Origin of the sequence: Treponema succinifaciens DSM 2489, assembly GCF_000195275.1 — a bacterium.
In the GTDB taxonomy this organism is placed as follows: domain Bacteria; phylum Spirochaetota; class Spirochaetia; order Treponematales; family Treponemataceae; genus Treponema_D; species Treponema_D succinifaciens.
The window spans coordinates 1583758-1596708 of sequence record NC_015385.1 but is presented as its reverse complement, the minus strand read 5'-3'; the positions used below and the strand labels follow the sequence as shown (position 1 = coordinate 1596708).

Here is a 12951-nt window from a genome sequence, read left to right as displayed (position 1 = left end):
CAAATATACAAGCTATGAGAAAGAGATAAAGAGAAGCCTCAAGAAGAACTCATTCAGCTTTGAGAACTGGATGTATGACGCCGAACAGAAGAAATACACATGTCCATGCGGAAATCCGGTTCCCTACAAAAAGACAGTGACGAAGAAAAATAGCCCGGGGGTATCCGTAGACCTATGAGGGCTACCAGTGCGACAACTAAGATGGCTGCCCGTTCCGTGAGCTGTGTACTAAGTCAGAATACGACCGGCTGTTCTAGAGAAATGGGCGCCTGGCTTGAGCAGAAAGAAAAAGTAAAGGAACTTCTCGCAAGTGAAGAATATAAGACACTCATGAAAAAACGCTCAACGGAGTGCGAGACCGTCTTCAACCAGACAAAAGGCAATCCGGGATTCAGAAACTTCCATCTCCGCGGGAAAGCAAAAGCCGGGACTGAATGGGGATTGCTGATGATTGGATATGATTTCAAGCAGCTGGTTCGATTAATGAATGCCTAAAGAAAAAACAAGATGATAAAAACTGCAAAAAAAAAGGGCTGTCTTTTAAAAAGTTTTGACAACTAAAAAGACAACCCCTTATGTGTTTGAGATTTATAAAAACATCTCAAATGCTGAAATTGCTTTCAATTTATTTCTTGAAAGCCTCAGCTACAGCAACTGCGCAGGCAACAGTACAAGTATTCATCCGTCGTTTCCTCCGGATGAAACTCGAGTTTTTATTTGCTCGCAATGCTCGCATTTTTGCTGTGCAAAAAACATAAAAACTCGCACGGCTGCCTTCAGTCGTCGTATTTGCAGAAGTTATTCAGACTATTTCTTGAAAGTCTCAGCTACAGCAACTGCGCAGGCAACTGTGCAGCCGACCATCGGGTTGTTGCCCATTCCCATGAATCCCATCATCTCGACGTGTGCCGGAACAGATGAGGATCCTGCGAACTGAGCGTCTGAGTGCATACGGCCCAATGTGTCTGTGAATCCGTAGGAAGCAGGACCTGCGGCCATGTTGTCAGGATGCAGTGTGCGTCCTGTTCCGCCGCCTGAAGCTACAGAGAAGTAGTTCTTTCCGGCAAGCAGGCGTTCCTTCTTGTAAGTTCCTGCGACAGGGTGCTGGAATCTTGTCGGGTTTGTGGAGTTTCCTGTGATTGAGACATCGACATTCTCGTGCCACATGATTGCGACGCCCTCGCGAACATCGTCAGCGCCGTAGCATTTTACGATGAGTCGGTCAGGATTGCTTCCGTAAGGAACTTCCTTTACGACTGTAAGAGCCTTGTCGGTTCCGTTTCCGTTGAAGTAGTCGAATTTTGTCTGGACATAAGTGAAGCCGTTGATGCGGCTGATAATCTGAGCAGCGTCCTTTCCAAGACCGTTCAGGATTACGCGGAGCTTGTTCTTGCGGACTTTGTTCGCGTTTGCCGCGATCTTGATTGCGCCTTCAGCTGCGGCGAAAGACTCGTGTCCTGCGAGGAATGCGAAGCACTGTGTCTCCTCGGAAAGAAGACGTGCACCCAGGTTTCCGTGTCCGAGACCAACTTTGCGGTCATCAGCTACTGAGCCCGGAAGACAGAATGCCTGAAGTCCTTCACCGATTGCAGCTGCGGCCTCGCTTCCTGTCATGCTTCCAGCTTTCTCACCCTTCTTGAGGGCGATTGCAGAGCCGAGAACATAAGCCCACTTTGCATCTTCAAAACAGATCTGCTGTGTTGACTGGCAGATTTCATAAGGATCAAAGCCCTTTGACTTGCACAGATCGCGTGCAGCCTGAAGTCCGGCCTCTCCTTCCGCGAATCCGTATTCCTTGAGAGCCTTGTTTACCTGAGGAATGCGACCTTCAAAATCTTCAAATAATGTTGCCATTGTATTCCTCCTTATTCCTTTCTAGGGTCGATGAGCTTGACCATGCCCTGATCTTCTGTAACGCGTCCGTAGTGTGTGCGTGCCTTTTCAATCGCCTCTTTCGGATCTGTTCCTGCCTTGAGAGCGTCCATGAGTTTTCCGAAGTTGATGCAGTTGTAGCCGATAATCTGGTTGTCCTTGTCAACCGCGCAGCTTTCAACGTAGCCTTCTGTCATCTCAAGGTAGCGAGGACCTGTCTTGCGTGTCGCGAACATTGTTCCGACCTGTGAGCGGAGGTTCTTTCCGAGATCCTCAAGAGATGCTCCGACTTTGAGTCCGTCCTTTGAATATGCGGACTGTGTGCGTCCGTACACAATCTGAAGGAAAAGCTCGCGCATAGCTGTATTGATCGCATCGCATACAAGGTCTGTGTTGAGGGCTTCGATGATTGTCTTTCCGATGAGAATTTCAGAAGCCATAGCTGCCGAGTGTGTCATTCCTGAGCATCCTATTGTCTCGACAAGAGCTTCCTCGATGACTCCGTTCTTGACATTGAGAGTCAGCTTGCAGGCGCCCTGCTGCGGTGCGCACCAGCCGATTCCGTGTGTGAAACCGGAAATATCTTCCTGAGTTTTTGCCTGAACCCATGCGCCTTCCTCAGGGATGGGAGCAGGTCCGTGATAAGCACCTTTTGCCAACGGGCACATGTGCTCCACTTCTGCAGTGTACTTCATACCGTTTACCTCGAGATATGTAAAAATATGAATCCGGCTAAAAATGTAAGCCTGCCGGAATCTTGGCGGAAATTATATCACTTTGAAAACGGAAATTCAATTGCCGGAATATTCATTGCTCATCCATTGCGCGCGTTTTTTTAGGAAGTCAGTCATATAGTAAACCTCACTTTCGTAAGTTTTGCGGTTTTTCCATCCGGGAGCATGAGGCCATTGCCGTCTTCCAAGATTGTGCCATACTGAATCATTTAGCATTACAAACGGCTTTACATTTTTTGACTCGTTTTCAAGCCAGTCGAAAGAGGAAATAAGCTTTTGTTTTGTTTCATTCCATCGTTCTGCGACTTTTTCTGCAAAATATTCATCTTCAAAAAGCCGTTTGTACCATTGGTCTTTGTTTACCCAAAATCCTTCTGGGTCTTGACAGCCGTCGTAGTTTATGTTTCCGCATGAAATATCCATGTCCCAGAGCGGTCCCATGAAAATTTTCTTTGCCTGTGAGTCATAATAAAAATAGCAGGAAGCTTGAAATTTTGCATCGTGGTTTTTGGTAAATTCGTTTATAAGGTACCAGTCAACAAATGAATCTTCGTCAATTACACTTTGCCAGCCTTTTTCCGTGGATTTGAAATCAGGTGAAAAAATCACATCTTCGGCATTTTGAATTATCTGCTCCATTTTCTTGTATTCTGCCTCGGATTTTTGTTCCATTCGTATGCTGATTTTTGTTCCACGTTGTGTGTGGAAATTCCATTCCTTGTTTAGCCTTGAATTTACGGTGGCGAGAAATGAGCCTTCCGGGAGCGAAAGTTTTTCGTGTTCAACTTTTTCTGTAACTTGATAAAGTCCGTTGAATTTTCCGTTTATAAAAACCGCGGCGAATCTTGCATCTGGAGTCCATTTCATTCTGTTCCAGACATTTCTTGCAAGAAAATAAGCGTATTCGTTTCTGAGCGAAGTTTTGTCCGCAGTATTCGCCATTAAAATCCATTTTTTTGACTGTTTCATTCCAAAAAGCGGAGCGGACTTGTTTAGTTTTAGAAGGTACGGTCTTTTGTAAAGTTCCCTTGTCTGCCATGTTGTGTTTCCGTGTCCGCGGATTTTGCATGAACCTGAAAACTCTTCGGCTTCGTACATTGCCGTTACATAGTTTATTTTTGAATTTATTTTTTTGCCTGCCATTGTGTCAATGTGCATGACAGAAAGTCCTATTTCTTCGCATTTTTCAGGCGAGATCTGATTTTTTGATGAATTTGAAAACATCATAATCAAAAATAAAGAAAGAATTGCTAGAATTGCCAAGTGCAAAAAAGAGTTTGTTTTTAATTGCATACTTTTTTATAGCATTATTTGCATTTTTCTTCAACTTTTTTGCGGTTTTTACCCCCCCCCGTACTCTTGACAATGAAGTATAATAGTTGTAATATCAGATTTAGTTACCGTTTATTCGGTAACTAAAGGTTTTACAAGGAGTTTTATGAAAGGAAAATATCGCCACGAGTTCAAATATCTTTCTCCTGAAATCACGCTTTCTGCGATTGAGCGGCGTATGGATGCGATTCTTTTGCGCGACAGGAATACCGGCGAGAAAGGCGAGTACGCAATCAGAAGCATCTATTTCGACGACATCTTCAACACGTGCTATCTTGAAAACGAGAACGGCACTGACCCGCGCGAGAAATTCAGAATCAGAATCTACAACTGTTCGAAAGAAAGAATTTCCCTTGAGTTAAAAAGAAAGAAAAGAGGGATGTGCCTAAAGACTTCTTGTCACGTTCCGCTGGAAGTTCTTGAGGAGATAATTGCAGGAAAAATTCCTGATTTTACAAGCGAAATGCCTTATCTTTTGAAAAAGCTGATTTGCCAGATGCAGTTCCGCGCGCTCCGGCCGGTTGAGATTGTTGCCTACGAGCGTGTTCCTTTCACTTATGAAGACGGAAACGTGAGAATCACTTTTGACAGGAATCTGAGATCTTCAAGCAACATTGAGGACTTTTTCAATGAGGATGCGGCTTTCCGATCAATATTTCCGTTCGGAACAAATATGATTGAGGTTAAGTACGACGAGCTTTTGCCGGATTTTATAAACGAAACTCTGCAGACAAGCGCATTGCAATGGAATTCGTTTTCAAAATACTATCTGTGCAGGAAGTTCGATATTCAGGGACTCCGCTGTGGATTCCGTGCTTAAGATTCAAAATTACATTTGATTTAATAGAAATCAAAAATCGAGGTTTTTTATGGGATTTAAAGATATTTTCAAGAAGTCGTTTATTCAGGGATTCACGAGATACGACGCGACGCCTGAGAACATTATCGTCGTGTTTTTGATTGCGGGATTTTTCGCGCTTTACATTTTCTTTGCTTACAGGCTTTTGACAAGAAGGACTTTTTACTCAAAGTCGTTCAACATTGCGCTTCCGGCTTTGGTTATGATTACGGCGGGCGTTATTCTTACGATTCAGTCGAGCGTTGTGATTTCGCTTGGTATGGTCGGCGCGCTTTCTATTGTGCGTTTCAGAACTGCGATTAAAGATCCGATGGACTTGGTTTTCCTTTTCTGGGCGATTTCAACCGGAATTATCTGCGGAGCTGGTCTTGCCCAGATTTCTTGTGTTCTGGCGTTTATCCTGACTGTCGCTCTTTTTGTGTTTGACCGGATTCCTGTGGCGAAAGCTCCGAAAATCCTTATGGTGAGCGGAAGCGGATACGAGCTTGAAGAGAAAATCATGGCGATTGTAAAAGAATTCTGTAAGTATTACACAGTGAAAAGCCGCGCGCTTTCAAACGGAAAAGTGAATCTCGTTGTTGAAATCCGCTCGAAAGACGATTCCGCGCTCTTGCAGAAAGTTGCGAACACGGAAAATGTCGCCTCTTCGACAATCCTTGCGCACGACGGCGAAGTTACATACTAAATTCACTTTTGTGTTTTTATTGCGCATTTTGACAAGGAAGAGCGGGAAATGAAAATTATTCACGGAATAAGAAGATATTCGTATGTTTTTGGTCTTTCGCTCTTCTTGCTTGCATTTGGAGTTCTTTTTGCATTTCTTATTTCTTCTGACAGAAAAATTACAGTTGCTAAATGCAAAAAGCTAGGTCTTCCGATTCTTGAAATTTCTACGGACAAACTTAAGGAAATAAAAAGCAAGGAAAAATATGTAAAAGCTTCATTCACGCTTGGAAATTCCTCTGAGTATGAAAAGATTTCAGGCGGTTGCAAAATCCGTGGACACGGAAATTCCACTTGGAAAACAACTTTTACACAGAAAAAGCCTTACCTTTTAAAACTTGAAAGTCCCGCAAGTCTTCTTGGAATGAAAGGCGCGCGTAAATGGATTTTGATGGCAAACGCCTGTGACCGCTCAATGCTCCGAAATTACTACGCCGAATATCTTACACACAATGTTTGGAACAGAATGAGGTGGAATCCTGAGTCTCGCTATGTAACGCTTTTTATAAACGGAAAATACCGTGGGCTTTATGGAATAACAGAAAAGGTTGAGGTTGCGGAAAATCGCATTGAGTTTGCAGGCGAAGGCTTCCTTGCTGAAATCGACAGCCACGATGGACGACCGTACAGTTTTTCTACGGATTCAAGGCTACGCTTTAATATCCGCTCGCCAAAGTCAACTTTAGAAAACTACAAGAAATGGGCGGAAAAAGTAGAGTCGATTGAAAAACTTCTTTATTCTGATGAATGGAATGGCGCGGCCGGCTACAAGAGATATTTTGACATGGACTCGTTTGTTGACTGGTATTTGCTTGCAGAATTCTCCAAAAACTACGATGCGAATTTCTACAACTCTGTCTTTATGAACTATGACTATTCGACGGAGAAGCTTTACATGGGACCTGCATGGGATCACGACATCGGATTTGGGAACACTTCAAAAAGTTCGACTACTCCAGGAAGCTATGGTTCACTCTTAAGCAACAATGCTTGGATTCAGATGTTCAACTTTTTTGATCCAGTGAAGAATTCATCTGCGGCAAAAGACTATGAAGGATTTTTAATCAACCAAAGCGGCTGGTACAACAGAATGTTTGGTGATGATGAATTTGTTACCCTTGTAAAAAAACGATGGGCGGAAACAAGAGAGCCGTTAAAGAAATCTATTGAATGGATTCGCAACCAGGGCAGGACTTTGGATGATTCTGCAAAGCTCAACGATTCTGTCTGGCACATAATTGGAAGCGCGAACTGGCCACGTGCGCCGGGCTACCGTTCAAGAAAAAACTACAAGAGTGAAGTTGACTTTCTCGTTGACTGGTGCGAAAAAAGATTTGAATGGCTTGACAGGATTTTTATGGAATAAAAAAATAGACTGCCATTAAACACGGCAGTCTATTGAAAATTAAACTTCTTACTCAAAATTATTTTTCTAAAAACTCTTTCATAAGAGCGACAACTTTTTCCATTGTTTCCTTTCTGTCCAAAGTTACTCTCATTGCGAGTCTGCTTCCTTCTGTCCAAAGTCTTACAAGATAGCCGTTCTGGGCAAGATAGTCTTTCAATGCCTGAACATCTGTGTTTTCGGAGAAATGTATAAATACAAAGTTCGCGGCGGAATCAAAAGCTTTTACACCAGGAATGCTGTTCATTTCGTTTATAAAGAAATTGCGGCTTTCTGTAATGTCTTTTAGAAGCCCTTTATAATATTTTTCGTCTCTTAAGGCTGCTACCGCCATTTTGCGGCTTATGTTGTTTACCCTGAATGGATTCACATCAAGCCTGAAAACCTGTTTCGCCATTGGAGCGCAAAGTCCGTAGCCAACACGGATTCCTGCAAGTCCATACAATTTGCTGAAAGTTCTGCTGAATACGACATTTGAATAAGCCGCCAGAAGATGTCTTACATCAAACTTCTGGTCAGAAAAACCAAGATAGGCTTCATCAACAATAACAAGCGAAGAAGGGTTTTCCTTTATTATAGTTTCAAGGTCAGAAGCTGAAATTACCGCTCCAGTCGGATTGTGCGGAGTTGTAATAATGATGATTCGTGGAGAAACAGCGCGGGCTTTTGACATCAGTCCTGAAACATCGAATTCATAAGAATTTTTTCCAGGCACAACATCGTAGTATTCAGCCTTCGCCATTTTTAGCTCAACAATGGATTTGTAGTAATTCCAAGATGGCGCAGAAATAAGAACTGTATCGCCTTTATTAAGCACAAGCGACATTACAGTTTTTATAACATCAGAAGAGCCAGAATGAATCAAAATGTGGTCAGTTGAAATTTCCTCGCGCTTGCTGATTTCAACGGCAAGCTCATCTTCGCGTGTAAGATCGTAAAGATAAACATCTTCATAAGTTGCATTGTGAAGAACTTCCATTACTTTTGGGCTTGGCTTGAAAAGATTTTCATTTACATGAAGACGGCCTGTAAGTTGTTCTGTAGCGACAACTGAATATGTTTTTGTGTCAGCATAGTTTGATAGATAGTTAAGTCTTGTAGAGGAATTCACAAGTTCTTCTTCTGCAAAAAACTGCTCTATAAAATCTTTAAAATTCGGATAGAATTGAAGAATATCTTCTGTTGTGTCGAACTCTTTGCATTCATCATCGCTGTAGCCTTTTACCTTTAGCTTAAGGTCGTCAATGTGACGGATTTGGAAATCGTCCCAAAGCATATATTTTACTTCCGGGTCGTAATATTCCTTTACCATATAGTCAACAAATTTTGCAGAAAACTCTTTGTTAAAGAAAGCTTCACCGATTGTGTACCAGCATTTTTCCCCGCCTTTTTTTACGGAAGTCATGTAGCCTTCTTTGTCAGTGGATTTTACACAATACTCATCAAGGAATTCATCTGTGTATTTGCAGGCATAGTATGAATCATAAACATAGTCGCAGTAAACGTTGTGCGCAAACCAGTTGTCGCTGCAGCAGATATAAGAATTTTTCAAGTAATCTTTTGCCGCATAAATAGATGAAATGTTGTTTTTCTCTTCCCATTCAGTGTTGTCTATGACAATGAGATCCTTGTACTTTTTTGCCATTTCATAGTATTTTTCTTTCAGATAGCCGACAACAATAATAATCTGCTTTATTCCAGCGTCATGCAGCTGTTTTATCTGGCGTTCAACCATTGTATCGCCTTTGATTTCAAAAAGTCCTTTTGGAAGATAGTTTGAAAGAGGCATACAGCGTCGGCTTCTTCCAGCTGCCATTATAATTGCATTGTCAACTTTGTAAGGGGATAGTGCTTCATATCCAGACTCTGTTAGTTTTCCAGATTTAAGCCACCCGTTTTTCTCACACATAAAAAGTGTGTCTTTTGAAAACTGTGCTAATTCTTTTCCTTTATGTGCTGCATAAAGCAAGTCAAATTCTTTTTCTGTCATCTTTTTCTCCTGATATGTCTATGAAAATGAAGTTTAAATCTTTTCTTCAAGTTCTTTATCTTTTTTTATCATAAAATTGTAGACTTCTTCGCCTGCATTTCCCTGATGCTCCCAAGCTTTTGCTTTAGCATCTGCACGGAGTTTTTTCAGTTCCTCGGAGTCGCTTGCATTTTGAATTACTTGGGCTATGTTTTTGAACTGATCTTCCTTAAGCTCGATTCCAAAGCTGTGGACTGCATTTACCTGCCACGGAGTTTTTCCCGGAACATCATAGGCATCGTAAGGTCCTAAATCCATATCGGAATTTACATACATAACTGGCTTGTCGCAAAGAAAAGTGTAGTCATAAATGATTCCTGAAAAGTCTGAAATCATAATATCGGCTTTTTTCATTGAGTAAATATTCTCGCTGTTATAATCCCAAATCAGATTTTTATTGTCTTTGTATTTTTCTGTTAGTTTTTCAAGCATTTCCTTTTCAGAAATTTTTGACTGAGGATGAGGACGGATTATTACATTCCAGCCAGTCTGCAAAAGCGGATCCAGGAGCTTTTCTCCGTAGCGGCTTAAAATCGCGCTTGGCCCCCAGGAAGGCGAAAGAAGAACTGTAAATTTATGGTTTTCTTCGACTGGAATTTTTTCCATCTTTTCTTTGTAGACATCAAGATATGTGCAGCCCACACTTACAATTTCCTTGTGCTTTATGCCTCTATGCTCTTCAAGCCAGCGAACGTCTTTTTCTTTGTACATTCCTGTAGCAAGAACAGAATCAAAGTAATCAATTCCAAAAAGACGGTACATTGTGGCGTCTCCAGTTGAATGTTCCAAATGGGCATAATGCTTTACATTTTTGCTGCGTTTCATCTGGTAAACATCAAGTCCCGGAGTTGTCATAAGAACAATATCCGCAGAAAGAAGATTTAGCTTTGCAAATGCAGTGTTTCCTTCGCCGATGTATTCGGCTTTTACAAATTTATAATCAGATGAAAAGACTTCATCATTTTTGTAGGATGTAAAATAAGTTACTTCTGTATGATGTTTTTCAAATGAGTCGAGAACTGGCTTAAAAACGTTCCAGTATCTTTTGTCTTCATTGTATATTACATATTTATGCGCAGAAACATCTGCTGTACCTTTTTTTCCTGTGAAAAGAAACTTTAGTTTTAATACTGCTGCCCTTGCCAGAAAGTATAAAGTTGCTGTTGCTCCTATTAGAATGGAAAACAACATGCTTCCTGTGCCAGGATCTATGTACAATAAACTGCTTGTCATTTTTTAGATTCCTCCATTGTTTCCTGCTTCCAGTTTTTTGATTCAAATATGTTATCGCTGACTCTGTACCAATCATCAGGCTTTACAGTGAAAATATTTTTGCTTGAAAAATGGTGCGGCATATATAAATTGCTTATTGTTACAAGAGCGCCGTCTTCCTTTAGCTTGGAATTTACAGGATTTCCTGTAAAAGGATTCACTGCGTTTTCAATAATTCCCGACAAAAGAATTGTCGGAGAATCTGCGTTTGTCATAAAGTCGTTGTTTGTTTTTAATTCTCCAGACTCATTGAAATCCTTGAACATAAATATAGGATGATATTTTCCCGGTGAAATCCTGCTGAATTTTTCGTCCCATTTATATGGCTTTTCTTTTGATGAGCAGCTGTGGTCAGAAACTATCAAAATCCTTGAGTTTTCATAGACTCCATTTTGCTTTAAGTATTCAAGCCATTCTCCGAGCCTGTGCATTACGCCTGCCATTGAGGAGTAAGAGTTGTCGCCTGCATATTCCGAATTTCCCCTGTCTGTGATTTTTGCGGAAGGAACATAGTCTGGAGCTTGTAACGCAAACGAAGTATGGCAGGCATTGTTTGTGAAACTTAAAAAATAATTTTCTGTCTTTGAAGAAAAGTCTGTAAGATCTTTCAGGTAATCCATTGCAGCATAGTTTCCAAGATATTTGTTCAAGTCTTCATTCTGCGTGTTTGTTGACCAGTAGCTTCCGCTTTCATAAATAACATGGCGCAGAATTAATGGAGAAGTTCTAAAGAAACTGTACCAAAGCATATTTCTTTTAAGTGTGTCGCTTGTTATTGTGAAGTTTCCGACTCCCTGATGATCTTTGTACCATTGCGCAAGATACGCATTTTCTGTTACGAATGATTCAATCTTTGGGTAAGGCTTGAAAATAGAAATATCAGGAATCCAGCTGTAGTTTGCCCAGGAAGCATCGCTTGAGGCCGCAGAAAAGTTGTCTCCTTGCTCTGTAAAAATACGCGGAAGCATTAAGATTGCTTCATTGTGCTTTTCAACTAGAGGCTTGTCTGCTCTTTTGTTTATTTCGGCAGGAGTATATTCATAACCGCCGTGCACTGGTGGCGCGCCAATCAATGTATGCGAGTTAAACGAAACTGTGTTTTTGTAAAGAGTGAAGCCGGAAAACTGTTCCTTTAGCTTTGGAGACTCTTCAAGCATTGGCTCTACGAAATTATTCTGCGCCCTGTCAAGAAAAATTAGAATTACATTTTTTCCAGTTTTAGAAAGATGAAAAATCGGCTTTACCTTTCCAGAAATTCCGCCTTCCGCTGAAACTCTAAGATATTCCTTGTATCCGGCTTTTACTTTTCCAATCTGAATAAAAGAAAGTAGCATCAGGGAAACAAGTGAAAAAGTTCCTATTATACAGACTGGCTTTTCAAGCCTTAATTTTATAACTGCAATGCAGGCAAGTACTATAGCGGCAAGAACTGACAAGTTTGTAAGTATACGGGCTGCTGATGACTGCACGCTTGGAACTTCTGTAAAAAGCAGCATTCTTGAAAGGTAGCCATACTTTTCCTGAAACAAAAATGCGTTTACAATTGCCGCTGAAAATAGAAATAAGAATCCCACGGAAAGAAGTGTTTGGATTCGCTCTTTGAATAAGAAGAAAATCAGCGAAGGCCATAAAAGACATAATCCTAAACTTTGCCAGAATGTGTTTCTTATAAAGAACATTGGGTTCGGGTAGTTGTCTATCCCTGAAAATTCTATAGGCGAAGATGCGATTAAAAGTGTAGGAATTACAAGACCTATTAGGGCTGTTATGCTTGCGGAAGTTACTAAAAACAAAACGGTTCTTTGTTTTTTGTTGTCTCTTAATGAAATAAAAAGCTTGTCAACGGCAAAATTTAAAGCCTTTACAATAACAGGTGAACATAAAATAAGTGCGCACAGGAAAATAAAAAATCCTTTTTGCTCAAGATTGAATCTTTTTGTAAGCAGTGTAAAAATTATTGCCACAGCAGAACCTATTGCGCAGACAATGTAGAAAGACTTTATAGGGTTCTTAAGCTTGTAGAATATATTTTTTACAAGTGAAAAAATGTTGTTCATTGTCCAGTATATAACTAGTCCAGACGGACTGTTGTATAAAAGCACAACAAATAAAAGAGCAAGAAGATAAACTTGAAACTTGTCTTTTAAGGGCAGACCCTTTGTGTATATTGCTCCAGAAATGCAGTTTATTACTGTCATTAGAATTGGAAGAATATTTACAGAAAATGAGCCTATGGAAAAAAGAGCGTCTGGTTTTCCTAGGTCAGCAATAAAAAAGAGATGATGGTTTTGAAGCGCAGGCATATGGGACAGACAAGTGTATGCCGCTGTAAAAAATGGAATTTGTATAAGAATTCCGAACGCGGAACGAAGCGACATAATCGGGTGATAGTGATTCTGTCTATAGTATGTTGAAAGAATCATGTACTGCTCATCGCCCTTGAATACTTTTTTGATTCTGTCAACTTGAGGCTTCATTTTTGCCTGAATATTGCGTTCTATTTCCTGCCAGTGTTCTGCGACTGCATAAAGCGGAAGTGTAAGAAGGCTTACCGCAAGGCTTACACCCACTAGCGAAAACCCTGTGTTTTTCAGAAGTTTGTTGCTAAATGTAAATGCCAGTTCTATAATCTGGGTCAATGGATAAATTACAATTGTGAAAAAAAATACGCCCATAGTCTTTTTTATTTTACCATATAAAACTAAATGTATCAATTAATAACATA

Annotated in this window: 10 protein-coding genes; 4 read left to right on the top strand and 6 right to left on the bottom strand. The window is 40.8% G+C overall.

The features are described from left to right. Nucleotides 1–261 precede the first annotated feature (261 nt). On the top strand, nt 262–495 hold the full coding sequence (locus TRESU_RS07575) for a transposase (RefSeq protein ID WP_041612024.1): 234 nt from the start codon (nt 262–264) through the stop codon (nt 493–495). 312 nt (nt 496–807) lie between these two features. On the opposite strand, the gene TRESU_RS07570 is transcribed toward TRESU_RS07575, so the two are convergent. From TRESU_RS07570 to TRESU_RS07560, 3 genes are all read right to left on the bottom strand, one after another. Then, the gene (locus TRESU_RS07570; RefSeq protein ID WP_013701664.1) at nt 808–1854 is read right to left on the bottom strand and encodes a GGGtGRT protein; all 1047 of its coding nucleotides are present in this window, start codon (nt 1852–1854) and stop codon (nt 808–810) included. Nucleotides 1855–1865: 11 nt separating this feature from the next. Beyond that, nucleotides 1866–2567, bottom strand: coding sequence for an iron-sulfur cluster assembly scaffold protein (locus TRESU_RS07565; RefSeq protein ID WP_013701663.1), 702 nt, complete (start codon nt 2565–2567; stop codon nt 1866–1868). Nucleotides 2568–2663: 96 nt separating this feature from the next. Beyond that, a complete protein-coding gene (locus tag TRESU_RS07560; protein WP_169309750.1) occupies nt 2664–3833 on the bottom strand; it encodes a CotH kinase family protein in 1170 nt (389 codons plus the stop codon). A gap of 211 nt (nt 3834–4044) precedes the next feature. Here TRESU_RS07560 and TRESU_RS07555 point away from each other — a divergent pair, with 211 nt between their 5' ends. Genes TRESU_RS07555 through TRESU_RS07545 form a run of 3 tightly spaced genes read left to right on the top strand, consistent with a single transcriptional unit; the run spans nt 4045 to nt 6886 of the window. Further along, complete coding sequence (locus TRESU_RS07555) at nt 4045–4758, top strand: polyphosphate polymerase domain-containing protein (RefSeq protein ID WP_013701661.1); 714 nt, start codon at nt 4045–4047, stop codon at nt 4756–4758. A 49-nt stretch (nt 4759–4807) separates the two neighbouring features. Next, entirely contained in the window at nt 4808–5482 is a 675-nt protein-coding gene (locus tag TRESU_RS07550; RefSeq protein WP_013701660.1) for a DUF4956 domain-containing protein, read from the top strand. Nucleotides 5483–5530: 48 nt separating this feature from the next. Continuing rightward, a complete protein-coding gene (locus TRESU_RS07545; protein WP_013701659.1) occupies nt 5531–6886 on the top strand; it encodes a CotH kinase family protein in 1356 nt (451 codons plus the stop codon). Between the two features lie 58 nt (nt 6887–6944). Here the strand turns inward: TRESU_RS07545 and TRESU_RS07540 are convergent, their stop codons facing one another. The 3 genes from TRESU_RS07540 to TRESU_RS07530 are packed head-to-tail and all read right to left on the bottom strand — an operon-like array spanning nt 6945 to nt 12901. Next, complete coding sequence (locus TRESU_RS07540) at nt 6945–8915, bottom strand: aminotransferase class I/II-fold pyridoxal phosphate-dependent enzyme (protein WP_013701658.1); 1971 nt, start codon at nt 8913–8915, stop codon at nt 6945–6947. Between the two features lie 33 nt (nt 8916–8948). Continuing rightward, a complete protein-coding gene (locus TRESU_RS07535; protein WP_013701657.1) occupies nt 8949–10187 on the bottom strand; it encodes a CDP-glycerol glycerophosphotransferase family protein in 1239 nt (412 codons plus the stop codon). Beyond that, nucleotides 10184–12901, bottom strand: coding sequence for a YidC/Oxa1 family membrane protein insertase (locus tag TRESU_RS07530; protein ID WP_013701656.1), 2718 nt, complete (start codon nt 12899–12901; stop codon nt 10184–10186). The genes TRESU_RS07535 and TRESU_RS07530 overlap by 4 nt, the downstream gene beginning before the upstream one ends. Between the last annotated feature and the right edge of the window lie 50 nt (nt 12902–12951).